Origin of the sequence: Streptomyces sp. NPDC059850, from assembly GCF_042731515.1 — a bacterium.
GTDB lineage: Bacteria > Actinomycetota > Actinomycetes > Streptomycetales > Streptomycetaceae > Streptomyces.
On record NZ_JBHWJI010000066.1, the window covers coordinates 22,202 to 48,819 of the forward strand.

A 26,618-nucleotide genomic window follows, 5' to 3' on the forward strand; every position below is an offset into this window, starting at 1 on the left:
AAGGCCCCCGCCGGACTGACTGACAGTCCGGCGGGGGCCTCCGGCTCCCCGGGCTCTACACCAGCAGCGGGCCGCCACACCGCTCGGCGCCCTCCTTCATCGTGATCAGATTGGCGACCACGTAGGAGATGTTGTTCTGCGAGTGCCACTCGGTCGGGTAGTACGTAACCAACCGCGACCGCTGAAACTTGGCCTCGATCTCGGGGACGAAGGCGCGGTACTGGTTGTCCGTGTAGTACCAGAACGAGTTCTCGTTGTAGAAGGCGACGTGCGTCGGGTCCTGGTACGCGCCACGGCCATCCGAGCTGGGCGTCATGGTGAGAAGCATGCCACCGGGAGCCAGCAGCCGGTACAGCTCGTTGATCAGCGGCACCTTCGCGGGCACGTGCTCGAGGAAGTCCACCGCGCGCATCAGGCCGACGGAGCTGTCCGGCAGGTCCAGCTTCCCTGGCAGGGTCGCGACGATGTCGACGCCCTCCCCCGGGAACTGGTCCACGCCCAGATAGCCGGGCGGCTTCCGGTGGGCCGCGCCGAGGTCCAGCGCGAGCAGCCCGCGCCGCTGGGTCCAGGCGAGGGCGTTGGCCTCGATGTACTTGTCGTAGAGGGCGACCGTCTCCCGCTGGATGTGTGCGTTGATCTCCGGGTCGCGCTGGGTGTTCGCGGGGTGCATCCGCTGGAGGTACAGGCAGCGGGAGATGTGGTGGAAGTCCCCGACATGGAACAGACGGCACATCAGATCCTGATCGTCCAGGACCGTACGTGTGGCGTCGTATCCACCGGCCTTCTCGTAGCTCTCCCTGCGGAAAGCGCGCACATGGTTGGGCGCGTACCAGATGTAGGCGACGTTGTGCGGCGTCGGCGGCATGGTGATGGCCTGGAGCAGGTTGCGCCCGTCGACGTCCACCTCCTCGTACTGCCAGCCGTGCGACTCGTTGAAACGGGAGTCGTCCCTCTTCCCGGCCTCCGTGACGTGCGCGGTGTTGCTGTGGACGAACACAGCCTCGGGGTGTGCGTCGAACGCCTCGCCCAGCTCCGCCAGGCACGCCTTCGCCAGGAGATCGTCATGGTCGAGTTCCACGAGGATCTCGCCACGCGCCAGTTCGCAGGCCCTGCGCTTCGCCGCTCCGACGCCACGCACGTCGTCCGCGATCTCCACACGCACACGCTCGTCGGGGCGCTCCGGCCGCCACCGGGCTCCGTTGTTGAGCAGAACGATCCACTCCCAGTCCGGGCACGTCTGCGCCTGCAGGGTCGCCAGGCACTCATCGAGAAAACGCGGCCGGTGGCTGGGGGTGAAGACCGAGAATCTGGGTGTTGCGGTCGATGTCATCTGGTGGCACCTGCTCAGTTCGATGTCGGTGTGGGGCTTACGGCATCCTGGAACGATTCCGGTACCTCGGAATGGAGCGAGGGGTCGGCCGCGACAGCACGCCGGAACTCGTCCTCGGCATCCGAATCGCGGTCCCGCTCGGCGAAAATATGGCCGAGTTGCAGATGGGCCGTCGCAGCCCGAGGAGTCGCGGCGATAGCCCGCTCCAGAAGATCGACGGCCCGGTCGGAATCACGCGACTTCCAAAGGAGAGCCTCGTTGAAGAGCGCGGACGCGTACTTCGGATCGATCTCCAGCGCCTTGTCATAGGCTTCACGGGCGTCGGCTGCCTTGCCCTGCTGCTGCGCGAGGACGCCAAGGTTGTACCAGGCGACTTTGTTGCGCGGATCCAGCGTCAGGACGCGCCGGTACGTACGGGCCGCCCCAGCGGAATCATGGTGCTGCTCCTGCATAAGGGCGGTCTGCATGAGCACATGCGCCTTTTGGGCCTTCGGGACCGCTGACGCCAACGCCGACGCCGACGTTGACGCACCCGCGGATTTCTGCGGCGTGGCCGAATGGGACTGAATCACCCATACAGCCACCCCAGCGGCAACCGCCGCCGGCACGGCGAGCTTTACCCAGAATGTCCTACGTTTCACTTTGTCACATCTCATGGAATGATGAGGGACGGTGGACGTGCCAGATCTCAGGTGACCGAAACCGAAAACCGTGGTGAAAGCAGCGGTAATCGGAGTCCGAATCGCCCTACTGCCCGCCGAGATTACAAGGCTGCCCTGAAGATGCCGACCATTCGGCAGTCAATCCAGGATGCAGACCACCCGAATGTACGCAAAGATGCGCGGGCGAAGCCGCACCGTACAGTCCAGCTGGACTGGTCTCGGCGCGCAGCCGACTCGGTCAGCGTCCGAGCGCTGAACGGGGGGGCATCTGACGGAGCCGAGCCCCACTGATCGCGGCAAGAACCGGAGGACCAGAATGCCCGCCCTGCGTCAGGCCAACGTTTCTGACCATGGCACGCTCGTTGAGTGTGTACATCAGTGGTGGGGGGACTCACGCACCCCCGAGCAGGCCCGAGAGCTGTCCCTGCTGCTGCCCAGGCTGTTCCTGCAGTTCTTCTCCGGCACCAGCCTGATCCTTGAGGACGGCACGGACATCCGTGCGTTCCTCATCGGCTTCTACGCCGCCGACAACGACACCGAGGCTTACATCCACTTCGTGGGAGTGGACCCCAAACTGCGCGGACAGGGCATAGCCCGCCGCCTCTACACGGCGTTTTCCCAGCGTGCCGCCGAAGAAGGCCGCACGGAGGCCCGAGCGATCACCTCGCCGATGAACGCAGGATCCATTGCCTTCCACCGCGCCATGGGATTCTCCCTGGAGAAGGGGGACAGGGAGGACGACGGGCTGTCTGTCCACACCAGCTACGACGGTCCTGGGCAGGACCGGGTGTGCTTCTACAAGAAGATCGCTCTCTGACCTTCAAGCGTCAACTCGCCAAACGGCAGGCTGTGTGAGGCATCCCTCTTCCGTCGTCGTGGCACTGGTGGCCTGAGAAGGCCGACCATGTAGTCATGACCTCCTCGCCCCGCCCGCCGCACATCGGTGGCCGACCGGATCCGATCGGCGGGACTACCGCGCCCGGTGGAGAGTCCGCTCCCGCCCGCGGGTACCTGCTGGACAACGCGCGCGCCGAGGCGGGCGAGCGATTCGTTTGGCTGGCCGAGCTGTTCGACGGTGTGACGCGCGGGCACTTCGATCGACTCGGGGTCAGGGCTGGCTCGCGCTGCTGGGAAGTGGGGGCCGGTGGCATCAGTATCCCGGAGGCGCTCGCGGCGGCCGTCGGTCCGACCGGGCACGTGCTGGCCACGGACATCGACCCGTCGTGGCTGAAGGCAGGCGACGGGTACGAGGTGCGCCAGCACGACATCGCCGCTGATCCGCCCCCGGAGCCGGGGACGTTCGATCTGGTGCACGCCCGGCTCGTGCTGGTCCATGTACCCGACCGGGCCCGCGCGTTGGCCACGATGGCGGCAGCGCTACGGCCCGGCGGCTGGCTACTGGTCGAGGACGCCGATACCGCTCTGCAGCCACTGGCATGCCTGGACGACAGCGGCCCTGCGCAGCGGCGGGCCAACCGGCTGCGCGACGCGGTCCGGGAGCTGCTGACGGGGCGCGGCGCGGACCTGCGCTACGGCCGGACACTGCCGCGGGCATTGCGTGAGGTGGGCTTGGCAGATGTCGCCGCAACGGGCTCTTTCCCGGTCGGCGGGCTGGCCTGCGACCGGCTGGAGGCGGCGACCATCCGGCACGTGCGTGGCGAACTGCTCGCTGCTGGCCTGGCCGACGACACCGAGATCGACGCGCACCTGGCGGCCATCCACGCGGGCCAACTCGACCTGACACTCGCGCCGCTGATCTCGGCCTGGGGGCGCCGTCCGGCCGAGCCCCCTCCGGCACTCGGGTAGGTGCGGATCCAGGCGTTGTCCGACCTGCCCACAGCGCCGTTCGTCGAGGGAGGCCAGGCTGCTCGCGCAGGTGCGCGCTGCGCTTGACCAACTCCGCGAGCAGCCCGAACTCCGCCCCGAGGATGTCCAGCAGTCCGGCTGTGCGCAGGTCCGCCAAGAGGACCTCGTGGAGGCGCGGCCAGACTCCTGTACACAGCACGAAGATGATCCCGCGCAGAGCAGCCCCGTCATCCACTGGCCACCGCGGTTCGGGTCCGCCCCCCGGGGCCGAAGCCGTTGCGTCCCCGGAGCCCGACACCTCGGCGGGCGTCAGGCGACCCCGCTCCGCAGGGCTTCGACCTCGGCGTCCAGCGCCGCTTCGCGGGCGACGATCTCGCTGACCGACGTGAGCGCTTCGTCGGCGCGGTGCGGCGGAATGACGATGACGCCGTCCCCGTCGGCGGCGATGATGTCGCCGGGGTTCACCACGACGCCGCCGATGGCGACCGGTTCGCCGATCGTGCCCGGTCCGTTCTTGAAGGGACCGGCGGGAGTGAGCCCGCGGGCGAAGATCGGGATGCCGAGGTCTTCGATGATCGCCGCGTCGCGGACGTATCCGTCGATGATCGCCCCCGCGGCACCGTACGCGGCGAACCGCTGGGCGAGGTTGTCGCCGATGATGGCGCGGCCGTCGTAGCCGAAGGCGTTGATGACGAGGATGTCACCGGGGCGGATGTGCTCGAGCGCCGCGATCACGGCCTTGTTGTCGCCCGCCACGGTGAGGACCGGGAGCGCTGTGCCGACCGCCTTGGCCCCGTTCCAGATGGGGGCGATGCCCCCGTCGACGATGTTCAGCCGGTCGAGGGCGTCGCCGAGGTTGGCCACGGAGTGGGTGCGGAACTGATCGAGCACATGCCCGTCGACACGCTCCCACGCGCTGTTCACGCGCACGTTGTCCTGAGTCATCGCGGGCTCCTCCAGATGGTGGGGTGTGGGTGGGGAAGGCGGAGTGGGCCGGGACGGCCGACGAGGCGCGTACCGGAAAATGCGAAAGCTTTCGCGTTTTGTGAGAGTCAGTGTGCATCCATCCGTGTCGTGAGACAAGGGGTGACGTGCGAGGCGAGGCGAGGCGGGCCGCCGCCCGCGTGCCGGCCAGGTGGCGGCGGGAGAATCCTGGCGATCCAGTATGGAAGCGGGATTGAAGCGCAAGGTTAACGTCGGGGCAACGCACACCCTTGACCGCTCCGAGAATGCGAATCTATTCTCATTCGCGATTCAAGTCGCAACTTTGATGTCGGCGCTGCTCCGCGGCCCCGTACCGTGACGCCCCCCCAGCCCCCACCCCCGGGCGCACACCCCATGGGGGCCGACACGGCGGTGTTGCCCGGCATCGAGCCCGCGCAGGCCCTGTACGGGCGGATTCCTGAACAGCACCGAAGCCACACAACCACCCCGAGACCCCGTCGCCACGTCCCCTCCCCAGAAGGCCGGAACGGGCAGCGCACCTCGGCACAGGAGCGACTGTCGGCAGTCACCCCGCTCAGCGCATGATTCTAAGGACGCCGTTCCGGAGTCCGCGACACCGAAAGTGAACGCGCATGACAACGTCAGACCGGCTTGACAGAACATCGGACCGCCACGGGGAAGCGCCGGAACCGTCCGGCACGACCGCGACCGCGACGGCGCCCGACGTCGCCTCCGCCAACGACAAGGTCGTCCGCAAGGCCACCGTCGCCGGCGCGATCGGCTCCTTCGTCGAGTGGTACGACTACGGCATCTACGGCCTGCTCGTCACCTATCTCGCGATCAACATCATGGGGGAGGCCGACGCCGGAAACCTCTTCCTCACCAACGTCGGGTTCCTGGTCAGCTTCATCGCCCGCCCCTTCGGCAGCGTCATCTGCGGATACCTCGGGGACAAGATCGGACGGAAGAGCCTCCTGGCCACCCTTCTGGTGCTGATCTCCGCCGCCACCGCGGCCATCGGTCTCATCCCGTCCTCCACCGTCATCGGTGTCGCCGCACCCGTCCTCCTGGTCCTCCTCCGGGTGCTCCAGGGCTTCTCGGCGGGCGGTGAGGTGGCCGGCGCCATGTCCTTCGTCGGCGAGTACGCCCCGGACGCACGCCGCAACTACATGATGAGCTTCATCGCCGTCGGCTCGTTCATCGCCCTGATGTTCGGCAGCGTGTTCTCCGCCGTCCTCATCACGACGCTCGGCGAGGACACCATGACCTCGTGGGCCTGGCGGATACCGTTCCTCCTCGCCGTCCCGCTCGGCTACGTCGGTTTCTACATCCGCAGCCGGCTGGAGGAGACCCCGCACTTCAAGGTGCTGCGCGAGCAGAACACCGTCGTGCGCAACCCGCTGAGGGCCGCCCTGACCTCCCCGCGCCACCTCAAGGCGATCGTGCTCACGATCTTCCTCCCCGCGCTCAACGGCCCCGGCTACTACCTGCTGTTCGTCTACATGCCCACCTACATGAAGACCTCGCTCGGGGACCACAACTTCTCGATGCTGCGGGCCCTCATGGTCACGGCGTTCAGCCTGGTCGCCATCGCGATCTGTATCCCGCTCATGGCACGCCTGTCGGACCGGATCGGCCGCAAGCCCGTCCTCACCCTCTCCGCCGTCGCGATGGCCGTCGTCTCGTACCCGATGTTCCGGCTCATCACCACGGGAGAGTTCGGGCTGGCCTGTATCGGCACCGTCGTTCTCGCCATCGCCTTCTCGGGCCACGCCGCCGTCGTGCACACCGTCCTCGCCGAGATGTTCCCGACCACCGTGCGCTACTCCGCCTACAGCATCGGATTCAGCATCTCCACGATTATCTTCGGAGGGAGTGCCCCGCTGCTGATGACCGAGCTGATCGAGTCGACCGGCTCCAACCTGATCCCGGCCTTCGCCTCCATCCTCACGGCCCTGATCACCCTGGTCACCATCGCCTTCGTGCGAGAGACCAAGGGCCAGCCCCTCGCCTCCAGCTGAAACACCCCGGGAGACACCATGGGAATCAATTCCGTAGCCGTCGTCGCCGACCTCGGTGAGAGTTTCGGCAACTACACGATCGGCGACGACGGCGCTCTGCTCGGCCTCGTCACCTCGTCGAACATCGCCTGTGGCTTCCACGCCGGTGACCCGCGCATCATGGACCGGACCGTCGCCGACTGCGTCGAGCGCGGCATCGAGCTGGGCGCCCACCCCGGATACCCCGACCTCGTCGGCTTCGGCCGCCGGCTCATTGAGGCGACCGAGGACGAGATCCGCACCGACGTCCTCTACCAGCTCGGCGCGCTCGACGCCTTCGCGAGGGTGCACGGCGGCACGATCAGCCATGTGGCCCCGCACGGCCGGATGGGCTCGATCGCACAGACCGACGCCAAGCACGCGCGGGCCATCACCGACGCGATCGCCGCGTACAACACCGACTACGTCGTCATCTGTCAGCGCGGTCTGCTCGCCGAGGAATCCCGCAAGCGCGGACTCGAGGTCGGTTACGTGTTCCTGGCCGACCGGGGATACGGCGACGACGGCATGCCCGTCTCCCGCTCCCACGAAGGCGGCCTGATCTACGATCCCGAGCTGATCGGCCGGCGCTCGGTCCAGGTCGTCCAGGAGGGCACCGTACGGTCGGTCAACGGCAACGTGGTTCCGCTCGGACACGACGCCGACGTCCTGCTCCTGCACGGTGACCACCCCACCGTCCTGGAGAACGGCACCGCGCTGCGGGCCGCGCTCGGCGCGGCGGACGTCCGCGTCGCCGGTCTGCGCGACGTCCTGGCGGAGAAGGCGGAGGTCGCGCTCGCCCGCTGAGGGCCGAGCACACGAGGCGATGAGCACAGCACAGTACGGTGCCATCACCGTCGAGCCCTTCGGTGACTCGGCGGTGATGGTGACCATCCCCCATGCCGACCAGGCCATCCGCAAGTCCGGGATCACCGCGTTCCGCGACCGGTTCCTGGCCCACCGCCCCCACGGCGTGCTGGACGTCGTCTCCGGTCTCGAATCCCTGCTCATCGAGTTCGACCCGCTGCAAACCGCGCTCCAGCACGTGGAGTACGCGGCCCGGCTGGTGGCGGGGTGGGCACCGGCACCGTCGGACGGGCCGGACCACCTGCGTGCGGTCCGGAAGTTCGCCATTCCCGTCGTCTTCGACGAGGAGACCGGCCCCGATCTGGCGTCCGTCGCCGAGGACATGGGTCTGGCTCCCGCCGAGGTCGTCGAGGCGATCGCGGAGTCCAGCTTCACGATCTCCCTCCTCGGCGCGGCGATGGCCCCGATGATGGACGGTCTCAAGGTGCCCAGGCCGGTGCGCCGGCTCGCCGAGCCCCGGACCGACGTCGCCCCCGGGGCGATCATGATCGCGGGCACCCACGCGATCATCCAGCCGTTCCCCGGCCCGACCGGCTGGCGCGTGGTCGGGCGCACCCCGCGCACCATCGTCGACATCTCCCGGCCGGACCCCGTCTCGTTCGGCACCGGCGACATCGTGCGCTTCGTCCCCGTCACACGGGACGAGGCCGCGGTCCTGGGGGCCGGGTTCCTGCTGCCGGTGGGGGAGTCCCTATGAAGACCGTGGCGCTGGAGATCACCAGCACTGGATGGATCACGACGTTCCAGGACCTCGGCCGTAGCGACACGGAGCGGCGCGGTGTCCCGACGGGCGGCGCGGCCGACCAGCACTCGGCGGCCATCGCGAACCTCCTCGTGGGCAACCCCCGCGGCGCGACCCTGATCGAGAACCTCGGCGGCGAACTGGCGCTCGTGCCGGACGCGGACGTCCTGCTCGCCGTGACCGGCGCCGCCACCCGGGTCACCGTGGACGGCGGGCCCGTCGAAAGCTGGTCTCCGCTGGTGGTACCGGCGGGCCACGAGGTACGGGTCCACGGGGACGTGAGCCGGGGGACCCGTACCTATCTGGCCGTGAACGGCGCGCTGACCGCTGAGACCCTGCTGGGCAGCGCCGCCCCGGACGCCCGCATGGGCTTCGGGCAGGCCGTCGCCCGGGGCTCGCGTGTCCTCCTGGACACGGCATTCCAGGGATTCAGCCGACGGCTGTTCGAAGCGCCGCTGTTCCGGCTTCCCGTTCCGGTCCCGCGCTTCGACGCCGGGCCCTGGGACATCGACGTCGTCCCGAGCCAGGGGATCCACACGATCGCCGGTATCCGTGAGGTGATCGAGGAGGCGACCTACGTCGTCACCAACCGCTCCAACCATGTCGGGCTGCGGCTGGACGGGCCGGTGCTCCACCCGGACACCGACACCGAGATCGTGTCCCACGGGGTGCCCATCGGCGCACTGCAGATCCCGCACGCGGACGAGCTGATCGTGCTCGGCCGCTACCGCAGCCTGACCGCGGGCTACCCGATCGTCGGCGTCGCCTCTCGGGCCTCCCTGCCCCTGCTCGGGCAGGCCGGTCCCGGGCGGGAGCTGCGGTTCCGCTGGACCGACCGCGAGAGCGCGCTGCGCCGCTTCGCGCGGCGCGAGGCGGAGGTGCGCGCCCTCGGCCACGCGGTCACGGAGGCGTTCGCCGCACTCGGCTTCGCGGCACCCTTGTCCGCAGCTAGGTGAGAATATATTCTCACTTGAAAAGTCCATCTCATATCAGTCATGGAGTCAGTCATGGAGTCAGTCATGGAGGACGAACGGTGACGACGTCGGCCGGCAGGACCGCGATCATCACGGGAGCGGGCAGCGGGATGGGGCTGGAGACCGCCCGGCTGCTCGCCCGGGACGGCACCGCCGTCGTGCTCCTCGGCCGCAGACAGGAAGCACTCGACGACGTCGCGGCCACGATCCGCGCCGAGGGCGGCACCGCCCTCGCCATCGCCGCGGACGTCACCCGCGCGGACGACGTCACACGCGTCCTCGGCCGTGTCCACTCCGAACTCGGACCGGTCGACATCCTCGTCAACAACGCGGGCAGCGCCTCGTCGGTACTCAACCCGCAATGGCTGCCGCACGACGAGTGGCGCCAGGTCCTCGACGTGAACCTCACGGCCGTCTTCCAGTTCACCCAGGCCGTACTCCCCGACATGCTCGGCCGCGGCACCGGGACCATCGTCACCGTCTCCTCGCTCGCCGCCGTCAACCCCAACCTGCTCGGCGGCGCCGCCTACGGCGCGGCCAAGGCCGGGGTCCGCAACTTCATGACGTTCCTGCACAACACCTTCCGCAACCAGGGTCTGCGGGCGATCACCGTGCTGCCCGGCGAGGCGGACACCCCCATCCTCGACAACCGCGCCCGGCCCCCGGCGCCCGACGAACGCGCCGGGATGGTGCAGCCCGAGGACGTGGCCGAGGCCATCCGCCTCGCCGTCACCCTGCCCCAGCGCGTCGTCCTCCAGGAGATCGTCGTCGCCCCCACCCGCCAGCGCGACACCTCCGCCGACCTCGAGATCAGCCGTTGGGCGGGCGCACCCGCCGACGCCGCACCGCAGGCCTGACCACCCCGCCACCAGGAGGACCGCATGCCGCCCACCGCCACCACGCAGCCGCCCCTGTTCGACACCGCTCAGGCCGCCGCCCGCATCGCGGCCGCCTCCCGCCGGACGCAGCAACCGCAGTCCAAGGGCGACCTCGTCTCCCTCGCCATGGGCGAACCCGGCTTCGACACACCCCAGGCGGTGACCGAAGCCGCCCACGCCTCACTGCGCGCCGGACGCACCCACTACTCACCACTGCTGGGCGAGCCCCCCTTGCGCGAAGCGCTCGCCGAGAAGCTCACCGGCATCGCCGGGGCACCGGTCTCCGCCTCCGACATCCTGATCACCCAGGGCGGAACCGCCGGGCTCGCCGCCTCGATCCTCGGCATCGTCAACCCCGGTGACAAGGTGGTCATCCCCGACCCCACCTACTCCCTCTACGCGGACCTGGTCAGCATGGCCGGAGGCACGGTCGTACCCGTCCCGCTCGCGCCGGACCTGCACTGGGACCTCGACCGGCTCGCCGACGCCCTCACCGGCGCCAAGCTCTTCGTCTTCTGCAACCCCGTCAACCCGACCGGCATCGTCCACAGCCGCGACGAACTCGACGCGCTCGCGGGGCTGCTCGACGGCACCTCCACGATCGTCATCTCCGACGAGGCGTACTCGGACCTCGACTACACCGGACTGCCCTTCACCTCGACGATCTCGATCGACGGCCTGCGCGACCGCACCGTCTACTGCCAGACCTTCTCCAAGAGCTACGCGATGACCGGCTGGCGCGTCGGCTACCTGTGGGGACCGTCCCCGCTCATCCAGGCATCCGCCCGCATCCACAACACCTTCAACGGCTCCCTGAACACCTTCGTCCAGGACGCCGCGCTCGCCGCGGTCCACAGCTGCGACGAAGACATCGCCCGCATGCGCGCCGCCTACGAGCAGCGCGGCGAGATCATGCGCACCGAGCTGGCCGCCATCCCCGGCCTCACCCTCAGCGCCCCGGAAGGAGCCTTCTACCAATTCCCGCGCTACGACCTCGACCTGCCCTCCGTGGAGGTCGTCGCGGCGCTGCGCAGCACCCACGGCGTCGCCGTACGACCCGGAAGCGAGTTCGGCGCCCGGGGCGAGGGACACCTGCGGCTGTCGTACGCCGCCGACCCGGAAGCCATCACCGAGGGCGTCCGCCGGCTGGCCCGCGGCCTCGCGGCTCTCCGGTGAGCGCCGTCACGCAGGCCACGGGGGGCCGGCCGATGCGCAGCGACACCGAACGCAACCGCAGGTACCTCATCAAGGCCGCCGCGCGGCTGTTCGAGAACTCGCCGACGCCGGTCAGCCTGGCCGAGATCGCCAAACACGCCGAAGTGTCCACCGCGACCGCCTACCGCCACTTCTCCTCCGTCGAGGAGATCCTGCACGCCTTCCGCGCCGAAGTGGGCTCCGAACTCCGCGACTTCTGCGCCCGGCAGACCACCCGGGGCATGGCGAAACTCGAAGCGGTATCGCGCTGCTGGGTCTCCCTCGTCCTCGAACACGGCGGCGCGATGGCCCAGATGCGCTCCCACCGCGGCTACCTCGAGCGGCTCCGCGAAGGGACCGGCTACCTCACCCCCCAAGCCGAAGCACTTGCCGAGCCCCTGCGGCAGACCACCGAGGAACTCGGCCTGCCAGACCTCGGCGACGAAGCCCTCTACCTGTGGAACGCGTTGTTCGACCCCCGCGACATCCTCGACCTCATCAAGAGCGGACGCACCGAAGAGGAGACCGCCACCCGCCTGGTGGCCGCACTGCGCGGCGCCCTGGTCGGCTGGTCCGCGACGGAGCCGTAGGCGCGGCCAGAGACAAGCTCCGCTGTTCAGGTATGAGACGGTGGGCACCGCCTGGACGACGCCGCCTCCCGCGTGCTCTGCGCAACCTGAAGTCGAAGGAGCTGCCCGATGCTCAGCGGTGAGCTGGCCGAGCTGGCCGGCGTCACTGTCCGCACCTTGCGCTACTACCACCAGATCGGGCTGTTGCCCGAGCCACCGCGCTCGGCCGGGGGCTACCGGCACTACGACGTAGGCCACCTCGTCCGGCTCCTGCGCATCACGAGGATGACCGCACTCGGCGTACCGCTGTCCGCGCTACCCGCGGTGCTGGACGATCCGGCGGCCGCGGAGGAACTGCTCGATGAGCTCGATCGCCAAGCCGCCGCCGAGGTCGAACGGCTCGTCGCCCGCCGGGCCAGCATCGCCGCGCTGCGCCGCAGCGGCGCCCCGGCCGACCTGCCTCCGGAGCTTTCGCCATGGCGTTCCGTCCCCACGGCGGGAATACCGGCGGACATGGTCCGCTACGAGAACGAACAGCTGATCCTGCTCGGGCACCTGCTCGGGCACCTGCTCGGCAAGGACGGCCCAGCGGAACTCGCCGCTCTGCTCGGCGACGCGAACGACGGCATGGCCGCATCCGAACCGCTGACGGCGCGCTTCTACGCCCTCGAGCCCGACACCCCGGACGACGAGGTCGCAACGCTGATCGACGAGCTGGTGGCGCACCTCGAGCCGGTGGTGGCGCGACTGGCCGGTCTGTCCCCGCTCGACGCGCAGGCCGCAGCGCTGATGGACGAACTGAACGAGCAGACTCTCAGGCCCGCGCAACACCGCGTTCTGCACCGGGTCCAGCAGAGGCTGGTCCGGCCCGACGGGGCCTGACCGGCCTCCGAAGCGCTGTGCCGATGAACCCCTGTGAGCCAGATTACTCCGTGGGGTCTTGAGTATGACGCGACGTCGGGGCGTGGACTCGGGGGTGCCCGCACCCATCGACCATGAGGATCCATCATGACCGCTCCGCCGAAACTGATCGCTGTCGAAGAGTTCTTCGGGGCACCCACCCGTAGCCGGGCCCTGCTGTCCCCGGACGGCACGAAGGTCGCCTACCTCGCCCCGTGGCACGGGCGGCTCAACGTTTTCATCCGTGATCTGGACTCGGACTGGGCCACCCCCGACGACATCCACGGTGCCGACACCCCGGGCTGCCCGGCGCGTCACCTCGGACACCCGGCGCAACATCGACACCTTCTTCTGGACCACGGACGGCCGCTACCTGCTGTTCCAGCAGGACACCGACGGCGACGAGAACTGGCACCTGCATCGCGTCGACCTGACCCGACCCGACGAGCCCGCGGTCGACCTGACCCCCTTCGAGGGCGTGCGGCTGACCGGTGTGCAACTCCCCCCGGACCGGCCTGGGACGGCTTTCGTGCAGCTCACCATGCGCCGCCCCGACCTGATCGACCTGTTCCGGCTCGACCTGGCGACCGGCCGCCTGACCACGGCCGCGGAGAACCCCGGCGACATCCTGTCCTGGCTGCACACCCCCGACCAGCTGCTGGTGTTCACCATGGAGGAGGGGGGAGACCACGTGCTCTCGGAGTGGTCTCAGGGCGGGCCGCGCCCGATCGCGCGGTTCCCCGGTACCGATGTCCTCCTCGCGGTCTTCCCGGCTGTGCTGGCCCCGGACGGAAACGGACTGTGGATCGGTTCGGCGCGCGGCTCGGACCGTACCCGCCTGGTGCGGGTCGACCTGACGACCGGCGAGCAGAGCGAGGTGGACAGCCACCCCGTGTTCGACCTGGACACCCCCCGCCCCGAGGCCGACCCACGCTTCCCGTCCTCGCTGATCCTGCACCCGAGCACCGGGGAGCTGCTCGGCGCCCGCTACCTCGGCGCCCGTCAGGAGATCCACGCGCTCGACCCGCACTTCGCCACGGTACTGCCGCGACTGGCCGAGCTGTCCGACGGCGACCTGGCCCACGTGTCCTGCGACGCCACGGCGCAGCGCTGGGTGGTGGACTTCACCCACGACCGCGATCCCGGCGTCACCTGGTTCTACGACCACGCCACGGGACAGGCGCGCCGCCTGTTCCGACCGTTCCCGCACCTCGACCCGGCCCAGCTGGCCCCGGTCACCCTGATCACCATCACCGCCCGCGACGGCCTGGCGCTGCCCTGCCACCTCACCCTGCCGACCGGGATCGAGCCACGCGACCTGCCGACCGTGCTGCTGGTGCACGGCGGACCGTGGTACCGCGACAGCTGGTGCTACGGTCCAGAGGTGCAGCTCCTGGCCAACCGTGGCTACGCGGTGCTGCAGGTCAACTTCCGCGGCTCCACCGGTTACGGCAAGGCCCACACCCAGGCCGCGATCGGCCAGTTCGCCGGGCGCATGCACGACGACCTGATCGACGCCCTCGACTGGGCGGTCGAACAGGGCTACACCGACCCGGACCGGGTCGCGATCTACGGCTGCTCCTACGGCGGCTACGCCGCACTCGTCGGAGCCGCGTTCACCCCGGACCGGTTCGCCGCCGCCGTCAGCTACACCGGAATGTCCGACCTCGTCGACCTCGTCCAGTCGGTTGTCCCGGTAGCCCGTCGCCTCGTCAAGAACAGCTACCTGCGCTACATCGGCGACCCGGACGACCCCCGCCAGAAGGCCGACATGCTCGCCCGCTCGCCCATCAGCCGGGTCGACGACATCACCGCACCGATGCTGCTGATCCACGGCGCCAACGATGTCCGCGTCGCCCGCCGCCACTCCGACCGCATCGTCGATGCGCTTCGGTCCCGTGGCGCCGAGGTCGAGTACCTGCTGAACACGACCGAGGGCCACTGGTTCATCAACCCGGACAGCAACATCGAGTTGTACCGCACGCTCGAGCGCTTTCTGGCCCGGCACCTGGGCGGCGGTTGGCGCTGAGAACGATCATGGTCAGCCTGTGAGTGCGCTGGCCCGTTTAGGGACGCCCTGGGCGCCGTCGAGCGGCTGGCAGCGGGCGAGGAGCTGGTGGTGCACCGCCAGGACGGCGGTCACGCGCAGGGTGTAGCCCTGGCCGCGCCGTACGGTCGCCCCCTGGTCGAGCGCGGCCCGCTGGGCGGGCTCCAACCGGTGGTGCGGAGGAAGTCGGCGACCTCGCCCGGCACGTCGAGGGTTGGATCGGAGCCGTCGTCAGACCCCGGAATCACTGGGTTCATTGGACGCACGCCCGACCCTGTCGTCATTCGATCGTTTGACGGCAGGCGGACGACGCGTCCGGGTGATGTAGTCGGGACAGGCTGCTGTCTGCCATCGGTGAACACCACCCCGAGCGGGCGCGAGGGTCATTACCGTCCGGTCGCATGACGACGGTAACAACCCGTACGGTCGAATACCCGGCCGACAACCTGACGATGATCGGATACCTCGCGCTCCCGGCCGGTGCCGAGCGCCGGCCCGCAGTCCTGATCGGACCCGAGGGGATGGGGCTCAGCGATGTCGAGCGCCGGCGGGCCGAGGCTCTGGCCGAGCTGGGGTACGTGGCGCTGGCCTTCGACCTCCACGGCGGACGCTATGTGGAAGACCCAGAGGAAATGTTGGCCCGTTGCATGCCGCTGCTCGCCGATCCCGACCGCATGCGAGGAATCGGTCACGCCGCGCTCAACGTGTTGCATGCCGAATCACGGGCCGACCCCGACCGGACCGCCGCCGTCGGCTACGGCACCGGGGGCGCGGTCGCACTGGAACTCGGTCGCGATGGCGTCGACCTGCGCGCGATTGGGACAGTCAACGCACTGACCACGGGCCGACCGGGCGAGGCGGCACGCATTCGCTGCCCGGTCTGGGCCGGGGTCGGGTCGGAAGACCCCATCATGCCGCCCGCGCAACGGGCGGCGTTCACCGCAGAGATGCAGGCCGCGGGCGTCGACTGGCGCCTCGTGGTCTACGGAGGAGCCCTTCACGCCTTCCACCACCCACCGGTCGACCACGCCGCGCCTCCCGGCGTCGGCTACCACCCACGGCACGCGCAGCGAGCCTGGCGTGACATCGTCGCCCTGCTCGCCGAGTGCCTGCCCGTCACGGATTGATCCGATCGGCTCCTGATAATCACGCCTGCCCGTCGTCGTCTTCGTCCAGTTCTGGGGCGTCCGGGAGCTGTAGCGGCCGAGCAGGTTCAGGTTGCGGTGCTTGAGCGGCGACAGGCGGGCGATGTCCTCGTCTCGGTTGTCGGTGGCCACCATCTCCGGCTTCACGCCGCCGTCCAGGTTCGGCAGCGCGTCCAGGATGTGCAGGGAGTCGCGCGGAGTGCCGGGCACGACCATCTGCCCGATGCCCGCGACCTGGTCGTTGACGGCGTTGAGCCCGGTGATGCCGCGCTTGAACCCGAAGTACCTCGGCGACGGCGCCGCGCTGACGGTGCGGACGGGGACGACGAAGCGCGGCCCGTCGCCCCAGAACTTCACGATGGGCACCTCGGCCTGGGCGGCGATCAGCGCGGCGTTCGCCGCGGCGATCGTGTCGGCGCGCAGGTAGTACTGATCGACGTGCACGAGCCGGGCCCGGGTCAGGGCCTCGTAGCCGGGGTTCACCACCGGGGCCAGGCCGATGTTGCACGCCTCCGACACCAGCAGCGCGACCACCGAGGTGGACAGGTCCCTCACCGGCTCGCCGAGCGCGCCGAGCTAGTCGACGTTCAGCTTCACCCGCCCGTCGTCCTGCACCTCGATGGAGACCTTCGCCGCCGGCCCTGCCTCCTCCAGGCGCGTCGCGAGCTGCTTCCACCCGGCGTCCAGGCCCCGCACCAGCTCCGCCAGGTGTTCGGTGACGGGCATGTCCAGGCTCAGCCCGGCCAGCACGTCCTCCCCGCGATGGGCGCCGGACTGGCAACCCGCGCAAGGGCCCCCGGGCCCTGGCCGCCAACAGCCTCGCTAAGGTTCGGCCGTATGACCGACCGCGTACTGGAACTCTTGCGCACCCGCCCTGATCTGGCCGAACTTGCCGCATTCCCATTCAACTTCGACGTGTGCCGGGCAGAGCACCTCGAGCAGGTGCACCTGGCATCCGGCGCGTCCCTGGAGCCGATCGCCGGCGACGACATGGGCGGTACGTACTTCCTGTCCGGGGGCACGGCCGTGCTCCACGCGTCCGACGACGGGTACGCCTCACTGGTCGCCGACAATGTCAGCGAGGCGCTCGAGATCACCATCCGGCTGCCCTGGTGGTGCGAAACCATCACCGCCGATATGGACGAGGAGAGCCTGCGCGCCGCCATACGGGCGGCGGACGGCCAAGCGCGGGAGGACTTCGCCGCCGACCTGGACGCGCGGCGAGCGGCACTGATCCACGGCCTGGGGCTGCCGGACCGGCCGCTGGTCGAACTTTTCGCCATGTCCGAGTCAGCCACCAGGCGCACCGAACCGGACCACGTGCTCCTCAACTCCCAAGACCTCTTGGCCTACCAGCTCGAAAAACCATTCCGGCAGCCCCTGCGCGACATCGCCCTCGGCCCTGGCCGCGAGGCACTGGAACGGATGCGCCACGGTGACCTCGGCGCACAGGCGGAAGCAGCGGGAGACCCCGTGCTGCGCGCGGGGATGCTGCGCGCGGTGCAATTCGACCGCCGCGACGGCGACCTGCCACACCTGCGTTTCCTACTGGAGCACGAGAACGCCGCACCCACCGAGCGGTACGAGGAGCGGCGGCTGGCCGCGACGCTGGTCGCCTCCCACGGGCAGGACAGGGACGTGCCGCTGCTGCGGTCGGCCACTTCCGGACAGGTCACCGGCAGCGCCGGGGCGGTCGAGTGGGCCCGCGCCGAGCAGGCGAGACGCTATGGGCAGGATCTCGCTACTGAGGGCGAGTTCACCTGGATCGAGCTGGCCCACCGGCAGGGTCGCGTCGAGAACACCCGGGTCGCGCTCATCCGCATGCTGGACGACACGGGCCCGGACCCGGACCGGCTGCGTGAACTGAGCCGCGCGCTGGAACACATCGGCGACTACCCACAGGCTGCCCGCGCCCAATACTTCCTCCTCTCCCTTCAGGACACGGCGTGGGACCGAGCCTCCGAGGCGTACGTCCTGGCCCGTCTGGAGCGCCGCAAGGGTGACCTCGCGGCAGCGGGGCGGGCACTGGAACGGGCACGAGCGGCGGTCGGCGCCGACGGCACGGCGCCGGACGCAACGGTGCGGCAATGGCACCGGCGGGGACTCGGCCGAATGATCACCGAGCAGCACCTGGAGCTGACACTCGCCGCGGTCGACGCAGGCGACACGGAACTCGCGCGTACGACCATGAAGCACGGCAGGCGCCTGCTGGACACGATCGGCAAGAACTCGGCGAAGGCACTCGCCCGGCTGTCCACGAGGGCGAAATGGGCCGTGGCGGGACTTCCCACACCCCGTACCTGAGACTCCTCGCAAGGTCAGGGGAGGTCGAGGCGGACCAAAGCCCTTTCGAACGGCTCTCCGGTGGCGCGGGCGTATGCCATCCGTTCGCGTATCTCGTGGAGGGTACGTGGGCGGTAACCGGGGCCTCCGCAACAGCTCTTGTGAAAACGCACCCCTGCGTGGAGCAGCACAGAGAGCACCCTCCAACCCGCCGTGTCCCGTCGGCGAGGCGGAGCGAAGGCGGACCCCACGTGGACCATTGGTTTTGTGCAACGCGGGCACAGCCGCTCGTGGTCACCGACGTAGGGCTGCTTGTACGACGCCCGGCACGGCAGGCACACATACGAGGTCTTCGCGGTAGGCATGAGCTCATGCTAAATACCGAGACACTGACGATCGACAGGATTTCCGCAGGGGGAACAGCGTTTAGAGGGCGGTGTGGCGGTGCTGAAGCGCCGCCGCTTTCAGCAGGCCGACCACGGCAGCGGTGTTCCGGCCGATTTCTGTGTTGATGCGCTGCAGTTCCCGCTTCTCCGGGGGTTCGTTGGAGGTCCGGCCTTCCGCCAGGATGGTGACGCGTGAGAGTCCGGCGGCGGCGTATCCGCACACCCCCGCCTCCCCGGCCACGGTGGCGGAGTCGCTGCGAGGCAGTGTGACCCGCTTGACGTCCGCCTCGGCGATCAGCATGAAGCCATCCAGGGAAAAGCCCGTCAGCGCGCCGAGCGACCACTCCTCGATCCGGCCCGCCACCGTGTCCTTCACCCCGAGACCGGTCTGCGCGTCGGCATCGGTGGCACTGGGCGACGCCACGATGGCAGGGTCCAGGGGCAGGCCACCGAAGGTGACATGAGTGAGGATCTGCCGGGCCTGGACCGGATGGGTGCCCCGGGTGATCACGACCGTGCCCTGCGCCCTGAGCCCCTCAAGGGTGGTGGCCTGGCGCTGCCTCATGGCATCCAGCTCCCCAGCGGTGCCATGGTCCATATGCTGCTGGCACCACGCCCGATCCGTCGCGGCCGCCTCCGCAAGCTGCGCCGCCTGCGCGACGAAATCCCCGAACACCTGCCGCACATCCTGCAGCTCGAACGCAGCGGGATCGCCTGCCGCGACGAAGGCGAGCGAGCCCAGCACCGCGCGCTGAGGCGTGCCCTCCTTCGGTACCGCCGTGCCGAACGCCTGAAAGACCGCCGCCTTGGCCCCGGCGGCCGACCGCTTGTCGTACGTAACATCGTCGATCTTGAGCACAGCGCCCCTCTTCTTCCGGCGGGCTCCGCGGCCCCCGTGTAGGTCGCCCCGTCTCTCCGGTGCGGGGTCGGCACCGCGGTCACGATTCCAGAGGCGCGGTGGCGATGCGAGCATCCCACGCAATGACGACCATGCCACCCAATTAGTAAAGATCTTCGAAGCCAGCTAGGTCTTGGGGGCGGCGGGCTCCTCGCGGTGGTGGTCATCCCGACCTGTGGCTGGTCCGCCCTGGTCGGCCTGCGCGGACCCGCGCCGTTTCTGCTGGCCTCTTCGTCGCAGGGTGCGTCCGCGCGTGTGAGGCGCGGCGGCGGATGCCGCTGCCTCCTGCCGACCGAGTAGCACAAGCCCTTCATCCACCGTCGGATCATCTGGAGCGCCCGGTGGTGGTCGCTCTTCTGTGTGACAGGGGAGAGTTCGAAAGGACGACGCGCGCCAGCTGTTGCTTGCGCCGGTCCAGGGCAGAGGCGCCGAGTGATCCCCGGGCCGCCCCGGGTCGGCGGGTAGTCGGCCGGAGGCTTGCGGGGCGCCCCAGCTGCGTGCTGATGTGCCCGGCAGGAAGTCGAGTCGACGCCGAACAACCGACCGGGCCGCGGCCATCGCCATGCTTTACCTGGTGACGTCGGCCTTCGCCCTGGCCAACGTGATCCGGGACCGGCAGGAGGCCGGGCAACGCGTCAGCCGGGTCGATCAGGCCCGGGCGGAAAGCGGTCGAAGGCACGCCGGGGACCTGCAGCTGGGCCGGTGCGGGGCAGATTGACCCAAGCACCTTTGCTCGAAGGGAAGTTGTGTACCTGAGATCGAAACGCTGCTTTAATTGGGTAGTTGATCTTGAGCCCAGGCCCCTCGGAAAGGCGATCGTGATGTCCCCCGCCCTCTACCAGACCCGCTCCCGTTCCGAGGCCCCATCCGACGTTGCGGGCGCTGGCGTTCTCCGTGTCGTGTCCGACTCCCGCACTCCGGTGTTTCTCACGGTGCACGCAAGCGGACGACGCCGGTACGGCTACTGGCAGCCGTACGACTCCGCCACCAAGAGGGGAGGTTGCTATGTCGCCCTTCCCACCCCCGAATGCGACAGGCTGTACTCCGAGGGACGGACCACTCTCGGCGACCCCCTGGTGGATCCTGCTAAGACCACGTACCGCGTATGGTCGGACCGTTCGCCGGTCGTGCCGGTACGTATCCCGGTGGCACCCCGTCCCGTGGCGGCGGTGGCACGGGCGCTTGCTGCATGAGCTGGGGTTTCACCGTCCTGCCGACCCAGACCGACGAGGCCGGGGGCTCACCTGACACCCCCCCCGCACCCGGCCCAACGAGGCGCAGGGTGGCGGCGACCCTCAGCGGAAGGGCCGCGAGCAGGCGGGCGCGGGGCCGCCAGACGGCTGAGCTGCCCCGGTGATGCCGACATCCGGTGCGGCCAGGTATGCCCGGCACAGTTCCGCCAAATCGGTGGAGGGCGGGTTCGCGAGGTGGAAGGCAAGCGCGCGGCCCGCCCGGCGATCTCGCGCAGCATCGGCTCGGCAACGCACCCCTCCCGCCCGGACAGGTCGAATTAGCCCCGAACTCGGCGGCGCGCTCGGGCGGGACGGTCGTAGTGGCCGAGACACGACGGAACAGTGCCGACCTTCGCAATACGAGACGGTGGCGGCCCTGATGGGGCGGTCCCGTGGACGTGGTGATGTTGGTCGGGATCGGGCTCCTCACTGGAGCCACGACGGTTTTGTTCGGGCTCGGCGGCGGGTTCGCCGCGGTCCCGGTCGTGGGTGTGGCGCGTCGGCCGTTACCGGCTGTCCTGGCCATCACACTCCCGGCCACTGAGGTCTCGCTCGGTGGCACCGCGCTCCCGACGTCCCCCAGTGCGCAAAGATTCCTTTCGGCGAGCGATGAGTTTCGTGGGACAACGCGGTCTATCCCTGTGAAAGGCCACAGACGAAGGAGACGGCCCGTGTACCAGCAGATGATCTTCATCAACCTCGCGACGAACGATCTGGAGACCTCGAAGAAGTTCTTCACCGAGCTGGGCTACTCGATCAACCCGCAGTTCACGACGGATGACTGCGCATGTGTGGTCATCAGCGAGACGATCGTCGCCATGCTGCTCACCAGACAGCGCTACCAGGACTTCACCAACAAGGAGATCGCGGACTCCACCAAGACCTCGGAGGTGCTTCTGTGCCTGAGCGCGGCGAGCCGCGAGAAGGTCGACGAGCTGGTGGACAAGGCACTGGCTGCGGGCGGCGCGCCCGCCGGAGAGCCCCAGGACCACGGCTTCATGTACGGCCGGTCCTTCCAGGACCTTGATGGTCACACCTGGGAAGTGGTGTGGATGGACCCGTCAGCTGCCCAGAGCTGAGCTGCCGGGACGCGGATACGGAGGCGCTTCCGCTACCACGGCGTGGTGGGGCCGAAGCGCCTGCCTGCCGGACACGCGGCCGACCCGGGTGGTGTTCTGCCGAGCGGCAGGCTCAGGCGGCAGCGAGGCCTGCCTTGAGGGCGGTGGTGATGCGCACGACGTGCGCGCGGGTGGCCATGTGCTGACACCACCGACCGAGCCGATGCTGGCGCAGACGAGACACACCGCTCCTGGCTGATCGGGCGGTTCAGAAACTAGATGATCTCGTTCGGTTGCATGGTTCGGTTCCTCCTGCTCAGCCCAGTTGCTCGGCCAGTCCGACGATGATGCCCGCCGGGCCGCGGAGGTAGCAGAGCAGATAGCTGTCCTCGAACCGGGCGATCTCGCCGAGCAGCTCGGCGCCGTGAGGGCGCAGTCGGGCAACGGTGTCCTCGATGTCGTCGACGGCGAACATGACGCGGTGCGTGCCCAGAATGTTGTGCGGCCGGCTGCGCGGCCCGGCGCTGATCGCCGCGGGGCTGCGGTACTTCGCCAGCTCGAGCCGGCTGTGACCGTCCGGGGTCCGGACCATCGCGATGTCACAGCGGACGCCGTCGAGTCCGGTGCACTGGTCGGCGACGAGGCCCGCTACCTCCGCCCTGCCCTCCAGCTCCATACCGAGTTCCACGAAGAACGCGATGGCGGCATCCATGTCCTCGACGACGATGCCGACGTTGTCCATCCGCTGAATCGCCATGCTGGTTTTCGCCTTCTTCCTCGTGCAGCCGGTGGTCTCCACGGGCGACCTCCAGGCCCGGAGCAGTGGTCCGCAGGATGGTGAGGAAGCCGTCATCCTTATGAGAGCTGAGGCCGATCTCCTCGTGGGCGGGCCGATAGCGGTTGAACGTCAGGTGATACGAGCCGCCGGACTGGGAGCAGCCGCCGGTGGCCCGCGCCCAGTCCTGCTCGGATATGCCCACGTGAGCGAGCACGGAGCACAGCACCTGCTGCGAAATCCGGGTGAGCACCTCACCGAGCGCGGCGATCTCCGGCGGATAATCGGTGCCCCAGAAGCGCCGTTCCAGAAGAAACTGCTCGATCTGATTGATCCGCTGGTGGAAGCCGAGCAGCAGGTCGCCGAAGCGGTCGTTGCCGATGGTGCGGAACCGGCCATACGGGACGGTGGACGGCCCGCAGCAGAACTGCTGAGCGAACGCGTCACCGGCCGAGACGTCGACTTCGGCAGGGATCTCCAAGAAGAAGAATCCGTCACTGAATGCCCTGTCCTGCGCAGAAGAATCCATGAAGCACAGCTGCCCAGAGGAAATCCGGGCTTTCTCGAGCTGCGCTGCACCTAGGGTCGGCTGGTCAGGAGAACGCTTCGCGTAGACGTCTCGGTATATCTGCCCCCGGCGTATCTCGGGGGTCGGCGTACGAGGCGTGGATTCCATGCTCACCGGCCTTTCAGATGGAGGGACACGACGACGAGGTCGCGCAGCTCTTCTGGTGCTCCCGGATGTTCTCCTATCGCTATCTCGGAAAGCGTGCTGAAAGATCCTGGATACACCATCACGGTACTCGTCGAAGACCTTTCGCTCGTTCTCCGCGAACTGGTTGCCGAGTTCCAGTGCGCGGTCCCGGGCCTCCTCGGGTGGTATCCCGCGGGTCGATTCCAGTGTGAGCCGGTGGATGCTGTCACCGATGAGCACAGTGCAGCGGGTGAACCTCCGCGAGGTCCATTTGACCATGCTCGCAAGTTTTGCGGTGGTGAATTTGCTGTTCTCGAGGCTGACGCCGAGAAAACATATGTCGTACTGCTCGAAGGTAGTTCTGCTCGTCGCGGGAGACACAGATGCTATTTCCGCCTTGTAGCGCGTCCTGCGAGTCGTTTCCAGCTGCGGACGGGTAGGGGGGGGATCGCTTGAGTATCCAGCGCCATTGCAACCGCCTGAGTTCGTCGCGAAGTGCAGGGATTGCGTTCTCTCGGCTTCCTTCAGAATGTGCACGCAGCCCAATGTGACCCCACGAGAACATGACTCTGGAAAATCTCTGCACATCACCCTCGGGGGTCACACAAAATTGGTAGCAGTCGGACGATGAGGCAGCCAACGGCGGGGGCCCTCAATTCAGCCCCGTCGGCAATCAGGCATCGCATTCCAGGAAAAGGGCTGGTCACAGCAGGTGTGCGGGTGTAGACGCGGCGTGGCGGACGGTGCAGCGCCGACCCGCTCGCGCCGGGGCCGCACACGCAAGCGACGCCGACCAGTGCCACCCACATATGACGACCGATGAGCTGGGCATTTACCGCACGGGCACCGGATGCGCGGCGACACGGCACCGATCCGGAGAGCACACGAGCACCACGAAGGGCGAGCGGGCCAGCACCCAGCCGATGATGGCCGATATCTCTCGGACCCCCGTGTCGGCTTCCACGACAACCAGGGGGAGTTGGCAAGCAGTTCGGTGTCGACTACAGTGATCTCTCAGCCGTCCGGCGAGCAGCGAGCCCTACGTATCGCTCCGCATGACGTGGCATTCCGCCTTCTGCGGACGGGTCCCCCTCTTCCGGGCCTCGCATCTTCCACTTCTCTGAGCAGCAGCGACCCTCTCTTCAGGGTCCCTCCTCTGGCTGCGCCTTCCCCCTCCGCCATCAGCTCCTCAACCGCCGCTCCACCGTGCGGCGGTGTTCCCGACGATGCTGCCGCTGCAGCGTGAGGAAGGAGGCCGACCGTAGTGACTTCGGCACTCGCTAGCCGACGATGGGCCCTGCTGGCCATGTCCGTAGGCGTGTTCTGCATCCAGCTCGATTCGTTCGCCCTGAACTTGGCCCTGCCGCAGATCGGCCGTGATATCCACGCCGGAGGCGACGGCCTGCAGTGGGTAATCAGCGCGTATCTGCTGTCCACAGGGACGCTGATGCTGGGCGCGGGACGCCTTGGCGACCTGTTCGGCCGACGGCGGCTACTGGTCCTGGGCCTTGCCCTGTTCGGCACGTCGTCCCTGGTCTGCGCACTCGCCCCGACACTGCCCGTTCTGGTCGGCGCCCGGGTGGCCCAAGGCGCGGGCGCCGCAATGATCATGCCGGTCGGACTGTCCCTGCTGACCAACCTCTACCCGAGCGAACTGCGCGGCCGGGCCACCGGCCGCGCACTGGGCATCGGCGGAATCGCCACCGCCTGCGGCCCGTTCATCGGCGGCGTCCTCACCGACGCAGTGTCCTGGCGGGCGGTGTTCTGGCTCACCGTCCCCCTCACCGTGCTCGGCGCGGTATGGGCCTCCCGCACTGCCGAAAGCTACGACACCAGCACGCACCGGAGGGTCGACTGGCGCGGGCTGTTCACCGCCACGGCCGCGCTTGCGGCCCTCGCCTTCGTCGTCGACCGCGGCCGACACTGGCAGTGGCCCGTCGGCTTGGCTGGTCTGGTCGTCGTGGCTGCCCTGCTGACCTGGTTCGTACGGCAAGAACAGAAGACAGCAAGCCCACTGGTCGAACTCACGCTCTTCCGCAATGGCCCCTACGTGGCACTCACACTCGCCGGGGGAGTAGCCAACACCACAACAGTCATGTTCCTATTCGTCGTTCCTCTGACGCTCCAGGGACAGTGGGACCTGTCGGTCGCCGTCGCCGGTACCGCCTTCCTCGTCCCGGCACTGGCCATGGCCCTCGCAGGTCCGCTCGCAGGCTGTGTGGCTCCACCAGCCGCGGTGCGCGTGATGACCATCTGCCTCGGCATGGGAGCCGTTGTCCTCGCCTGCCTCGCCTGGGCGTCATCACTCGCGATGTACCTGACCGCGGCAACCGTCGGCGGTGTGGTCCTCGGGATAGCCAATTCACTGACCCTCATCGCCACTCAGGGAGTGATCAGACCAGAGCGGGCCGGGGAGGCATCAGGAGTCACCAAGACCATCATCACGGTGGCGGCCGGCCTCGGCGTTGCCCTCGCCGGGGCCGTCAGCGACCAAAGCCACGGCGTAGGTGCGGAAGCGGCCTCCGATACGGCATTACAGGCCACCGCGCTGGGTTGCATGGCTGCCTGTCTGATCCTCGCGGTGTGGATCGGGAAACGTGAGCGACCGCGACGGGACGCATGTCTTGCGGACCACGAAGATTGATCGGCTTCCAGATCGTGCCGGGCTCGTACTCCCCGCGCCACCGATGTCTGTCATCTTCGTTGTTTGTCGCGTGTTACTGCTCGTTGTGTGGGTAGCGGGTTTGTGTCTGTCGTGGTGGTTGTGGGTTGTGCTGGGTGGCTGTTTGGTCGGTTGTGGGGTGGGCGGGCTGGGGTTGGGGGGCAGTGGAGGTGTTTGGTGTGGGGTGTTTTGCTGTGCGAGGTTGGTGATCGCGGTGTATGGCTTTTCGTGGTCGGCGGTGTGGGTTCGTTGCGGATCATCGGGCTGCTCCGGTATGCCGTGGGTGTGGTGGCCTCGCGTCTGGTTCTGGCTTGGTGGTGTGGGATCTTCGTGAGTGGTTCGCTGTCCTCAGTTGGCGTGTTTCCGGCGGGCGCGGCGGTGTCAGACGATCGGGGGGTGGCTCGTGCGTGTCAGCCGCCGCGCCGTCCGCCACGACCTTGGGCGGCGTTCCCTCTGGTCTCCGTGTGAACCGTCCGCGATGTGCTTGAAGCGGAGGCTGAGGTTCCTGGAGGAGTGGGAGCGCCGCGAGTTG

23 protein-coding genes and 2 pseudogenes are annotated in these 26,618 nt (G+C 68.6%); 16 read left to right on the forward strand and 9 right to left on the reverse strand.

The window, feature by feature from the left end; genetic code table 11:
- Window positions 1-55: 55 nt before the first annotated feature.
- Both ACFV9T_RS36445 and ACFV9T_RS36450 read right to left on the reverse strand, forming a co-directional pair.
- Entirely contained in the window at window positions 56-1,330 is a 1,275-nt protein-coding gene (locus tag ACFV9T_RS36445; RefSeq protein WP_385446818.1) for a glycosyltransferase, read from the reverse strand.
- Window positions 1,331-1,344: 14 nt separating this feature from the next.
- The gene (locus ACFV9T_RS36450; RefSeq protein WP_385446819.1) at window positions 1,345-1,797 is read right to left on the reverse strand and encodes a tetratricopeptide repeat protein; all 453 of its coding nucleotides are present in this window, start codon (window positions 1,795-1,797) and stop codon (window positions 1,345-1,347) included.
- A 511-nt stretch (window positions 1,798-2,308) separates the two neighbouring features.
- Here ACFV9T_RS36450 and ACFV9T_RS36455 point away from each other — a divergent pair.
- Window positions 2,309-2,809 carry a GNAT family N-acetyltransferase gene (locus tag ACFV9T_RS36455; protein WP_385446820.1) on the forward strand — a complete coding sequence of 167 codons (501 nt, stop codon included), beginning with the start codon at window positions 2,309-2,311 and terminating at the stop codon, window positions 2,807-2,809.
- A 95-nt stretch (window positions 2,810-2,904) separates the two neighbouring features.
- On the forward strand, window positions 2,905-3,798 hold the full coding sequence (locus tag ACFV9T_RS36460; protein ID WP_385446821.1) for a methyltransferase domain-containing protein: 894 nt from the start codon (window positions 2,905-2,907) through the stop codon (window positions 3,796-3,798).
- A gap of 309 nt (window positions 3,799-4,107) precedes the next feature.
- On the opposite strand, the gene ACFV9T_RS36465 is transcribed toward ACFV9T_RS36460, so the two are convergent.
- On the reverse strand, window positions 4,108-4,743 hold the full coding sequence (locus ACFV9T_RS36465; protein ID WP_385446822.1) for an RraA family protein: 636 nt from the start codon (window positions 4,741-4,743) through the stop codon (window positions 4,108-4,110).
- 632 nt (window positions 4,744-5,375) lie between these two features.
- On the opposite strand from ACFV9T_RS36465, the gene ACFV9T_RS36470 reads away from it, so the two are divergent.
- From ACFV9T_RS36470 to ACFV9T_RS36510, 9 genes are all read left to right on the forward strand, one after another.
- Window positions 5,376-6,764 (forward strand): MFS transporter, encoded by a 1,389-nt coding sequence (locus tag ACFV9T_RS36470; RefSeq protein ID WP_385446823.1) that lies wholly within the window; start codon window positions 5,376-5,378, stop codon window positions 6,762-6,764.
- Between the two features lie 18 nt (window positions 6,765-6,782).
- Entirely contained in the window at window positions 6,783-7,589 is an 807-nt protein-coding gene (locus tag ACFV9T_RS36475; RefSeq protein ID WP_385446824.1) for a 5-oxoprolinase subunit PxpA, read from the forward strand.
- A 19-nt stretch (window positions 7,590-7,608) separates the two neighbouring features.
- On the forward strand, window positions 7,609-8,346 hold the full coding sequence (locus ACFV9T_RS36480) for an allophanate hydrolase subunit 1 (protein WP_385446825.1): 738 nt from the start codon (window positions 7,609-7,611) through the stop codon (window positions 8,344-8,346).
- Window positions 8,343-9,347, forward strand: coding sequence for a biotin-dependent carboxyltransferase family protein (locus ACFV9T_RS36485; RefSeq protein WP_385446826.1), 1,005 nt, complete (start codon window positions 8,343-8,345; stop codon window positions 9,345-9,347). The genes ACFV9T_RS36480 and ACFV9T_RS36485 overlap by 4 nt, the downstream gene beginning before the upstream one ends.
- A gap of 77 nt (window positions 9,348-9,424) precedes the next feature.
- Window positions 9,425-10,222 carry an SDR family oxidoreductase gene (locus tag ACFV9T_RS36490; protein WP_385446827.1) on the forward strand — a complete coding sequence of 266 codons (798 nt, stop codon included), beginning with the start codon at window positions 9,425-9,427 and terminating at the stop codon, window positions 10,220-10,222.
- A gap of 24 nt (window positions 10,223-10,246) precedes the next feature.
- Entirely contained in the window at window positions 10,247-11,419 is a 1,173-nt protein-coding gene (locus ACFV9T_RS36495; RefSeq protein ID WP_385446828.1) for a pyridoxal phosphate-dependent aminotransferase, read from the forward strand.
- A 32-nt stretch (window positions 11,420-11,451) separates the two neighbouring features.
- Window positions 11,452-12,027, forward strand: coding sequence for a TetR/AcrR family transcriptional regulator (locus ACFV9T_RS36500; protein WP_385446829.1), 576 nt, complete (start codon window positions 11,452-11,454; stop codon window positions 12,025-12,027).
- Window positions 12,028-12,135: 108 nt separating this feature from the next.
- On the forward strand, window positions 12,136-12,888 hold the full coding sequence (locus tag ACFV9T_RS36505) for a MerR family transcriptional regulator (protein ID WP_385446830.1): 753 nt from the start codon (window positions 12,136-12,138) through the stop codon (window positions 12,886-12,888).
- A 304-nt stretch (window positions 12,889-13,192) separates the two neighbouring features.
- Window positions 13,193-14,935, forward strand: a complete 1,743-nt coding sequence (locus ACFV9T_RS36510; RefSeq protein ID WP_385446831.1) for an alpha/beta fold hydrolase — start codon at window positions 13,193-13,195, stop codon at window positions 14,933-14,935.
- Between the two features lie 12 nt (window positions 14,936-14,947).
- On the opposite strand, the gene ACFV9T_RS36515 is transcribed toward ACFV9T_RS36510, so the two are convergent.
- On the reverse strand, window positions 14,948-15,121 hold the full coding sequence (locus ACFV9T_RS36515; protein ID WP_385446832.1) for a hypothetical protein: 174 nt from the start codon (window positions 15,119-15,121) through the stop codon (window positions 14,948-14,950).
- Between the two features lie 233 nt (window positions 15,122-15,354).
- Here ACFV9T_RS36515 and ACFV9T_RS36520 point away from each other — a divergent pair, with 233 nt between their 5' ends.
- The gene (locus ACFV9T_RS36520) at window positions 15,355-16,080 is read left to right on the forward strand and encodes a dienelactone hydrolase family protein (RefSeq protein WP_385446833.1); all 726 of its coding nucleotides are present in this window, start codon (window positions 15,355-15,357) and stop codon (window positions 16,078-16,080) included.
- Between the two features lie 33 nt (window positions 16,081-16,113).
- On the opposite strand, the pseudogene ACFV9T_RS36525 reads toward ACFV9T_RS36520, so the two are convergent.
- A pseudogene (locus ACFV9T_RS36525) lies at window positions 16,114-16,854 on the reverse strand (Tn3 family transposase); the annotation flags it as partial.
- 81 nt (window positions 16,855-16,935) lie between these two features.
- On the opposite strand from ACFV9T_RS36525, the gene ACFV9T_RS36530 reads away from it, so the two are divergent.
- On the forward strand, window positions 16,936-18,402 hold the full coding sequence (locus ACFV9T_RS36530; protein ID WP_385446834.1) for a hypothetical protein: 1,467 nt from the start codon (window positions 16,936-16,938) through the stop codon (window positions 18,400-18,402).
- A 14-nt stretch (window positions 18,403-18,416) separates the two neighbouring features.
- Here the strand turns inward: ACFV9T_RS36530 and ACFV9T_RS36535 are convergent, their stop codons facing one another.
- Both ACFV9T_RS36535 and ACFV9T_RS36540 read right to left on the reverse strand, forming a co-directional pair.
- Entirely contained in the window at window positions 18,417-18,746 is a 330-nt protein-coding gene (locus tag ACFV9T_RS36535) for a deoxyxylulose-5-phosphate synthase (protein WP_385446835.1), read from the reverse strand.
- A 61-nt stretch (window positions 18,747-18,807) separates the two neighbouring features.
- Window positions 18,808-19,626, reverse strand: coding sequence for a hypothetical protein (locus ACFV9T_RS36540; protein WP_385446836.1), 819 nt, complete (start codon window positions 19,624-19,626; stop codon window positions 18,808-18,810).
- Window positions 19,627-21,568: 1,942 nt separating this feature from the next.
- On the opposite strand from ACFV9T_RS36540, the gene ACFV9T_RS36545 reads away from it, so the two are divergent.
- Window positions 21,569-21,976, forward strand: coding sequence for a VOC family protein (locus tag ACFV9T_RS36545; protein WP_385446837.1), 408 nt, complete (start codon window positions 21,569-21,571; stop codon window positions 21,974-21,976).
- Window positions 21,977-22,271: 295 nt separating this feature from the next.
- Here ACFV9T_RS36545 and ACFV9T_RS36550 read toward each other — a convergent pair whose 3' ends face one another.
- Complete coding sequence (locus tag ACFV9T_RS36550) at window positions 22,272-22,712, reverse strand: VOC family protein (protein WP_385446838.1); 441 nt, start codon at window positions 22,710-22,712, stop codon at window positions 22,272-22,274.
- On the opposite strand from ACFV9T_RS36550, the gene ACFV9T_RS36555 reads away from it, so the two are divergent.
- Window positions 22,711-23,313, forward strand: a complete 603-nt coding sequence (locus ACFV9T_RS36555; protein WP_385446840.1) for a hypothetical protein — start codon at window positions 22,711-22,713, stop codon at window positions 23,311-23,313. The genes ACFV9T_RS36550 and ACFV9T_RS36555 overlap by 2 nt on opposite strands.
- A 207-nt stretch (window positions 23,314-23,520) precedes the next feature.
- On the opposite strand, the pseudogene ACFV9T_RS36560 reads toward ACFV9T_RS36555, so the two are convergent.
- Window positions 23,521-24,012 (reverse strand): annotated as a pseudogene (locus ACFV9T_RS36560) (tRNA-dependent cyclodipeptide synthase); the annotation flags it as partial.
- A gap of 718 nt (window positions 24,013-24,730) precedes the next feature.
- Between ACFV9T_RS36560 and ACFV9T_RS36565 the strand changes: the two are divergent.
- The gene (locus ACFV9T_RS36565) at window positions 24,731-26,068 is read left to right on the forward strand and encodes an MFS transporter (RefSeq protein WP_385446839.1); all 1,338 of its coding nucleotides are present in this window, start codon (window positions 24,731-24,733) and stop codon (window positions 26,066-26,068) included.
- Window positions 26,069-26,618 lie beyond the last annotated feature (550 nt).

What these genes read in the sequence shown, in the direction of transcription:
- ACFV9T_RS36445 (WP_385446818.1), bottom strand. Translation starts at nt 1,330, where the DNA reads ATGACATCGACCGCAACACCCAGATTCTCGGTCTTCACCCCCAGCCAC.
- ACFV9T_RS36535 (WP_385446835.1), bottom strand. Translation starts at nt 18,746, where the DNA reads ATGCCTACCGCGAAGACCTCGTATGTGTGCCTGCCGTGCCGGGCGTCG.
- ACFV9T_RS36555 (WP_385446840.1), top strand. Translation starts at nt 22,711, where the DNA reads ATGCTGGTTTTCGCCTTCTTCCTCGTGCAGCCGGTGGTCTCCACGGGC.
- ACFV9T_RS36450 (WP_385446819.1), bottom strand. Translation starts at nt 1,797, where the DNA reads ATGCAGACCGCCCTTATGCAGGAGCAGCACCATGATTCCGCTGGGGCG.
- ACFV9T_RS36455 (WP_385446820.1), top strand. Translation starts at nt 2,309, where the DNA reads ATGCCCGCCCTGCGTCAGGCCAACGTTTCTGACCATGGCACGCTCGTT.
- ACFV9T_RS36460 (WP_385446821.1), top strand. Translation starts at nt 2,905, where the DNA reads ATGACCTCCTCGCCCCGCCCGCCGCACATCGGTGGCCGACCGGATCCG.
- ACFV9T_RS36485 (WP_385446826.1), top strand. Translation starts at nt 8,343, where the DNA reads ATGAAGACCGTGGCGCTGGAGATCACCAGCACTGGATGGATCACGACG.
- ACFV9T_RS36505 (WP_385446830.1), top strand. Translation starts at nt 12,136, where the DNA reads ATGCTCAGCGGTGAGCTGGCCGAGCTGGCCGGCGTCACTGTCCGCACC.
- ACFV9T_RS36520 (WP_385446833.1), top strand. Translation starts at nt 15,355, where the DNA reads ATGACGACGGTAACAACCCGTACGGTCGAATACCCGGCCGACAACCTG.
- ACFV9T_RS36470 (WP_385446823.1), top strand. Translation starts at nt 5,376, where the DNA reads ATGACAACGTCAGACCGGCTTGACAGAACATCGGACCGCCACGGGGAA.
- ACFV9T_RS36530 (WP_385446834.1), top strand. Translation starts at nt 16,936, where the DNA reads ATGACCGACCGCGTACTGGAACTCTTGCGCACCCGCCCTGATCTGGCC.
- ACFV9T_RS36495 (WP_385446828.1), top strand. Translation starts at nt 10,247, where the DNA reads ATGCCGCCCACCGCCACCACGCAGCCGCCCCTGTTCGACACCGCTCAG.
- ACFV9T_RS36550 (WP_385446838.1), bottom strand. Translation starts at nt 22,712, where the DNA reads ATGGCGATTCAGCGGATGGACAACGTCGGCATCGTCGTCGAGGACATG.
- ACFV9T_RS36480 (WP_385446825.1), top strand. Translation starts at nt 7,609, where the DNA reads ATGAGCACAGCACAGTACGGTGCCATCACCGTCGAGCCCTTCGGTGAC.
- ACFV9T_RS36565 (WP_385446839.1), top strand. Translation starts at nt 24,731, where the DNA reads ATGTCCGTAGGCGTGTTCTGCATCCAGCTCGATTCGTTCGCCCTGAAC.
- ACFV9T_RS36465 (WP_385446822.1), bottom strand. Translation starts at nt 4,743, where the DNA reads ATGACTCAGGACAACGTGCGCGTGAACAGCGCGTGGGAGCGTGTCGAC.
- ACFV9T_RS36475 (WP_385446824.1), top strand. Translation starts at nt 6,783, where the DNA reads ATGGGAATCAATTCCGTAGCCGTCGTCGCCGACCTCGGTGAGAGTTTC.
- ACFV9T_RS36500 (WP_385446829.1), top strand. Translation starts at nt 11,452, where the DNA reads ATGCGCAGCGACACCGAACGCAACCGCAGGTACCTCATCAAGGCCGCC.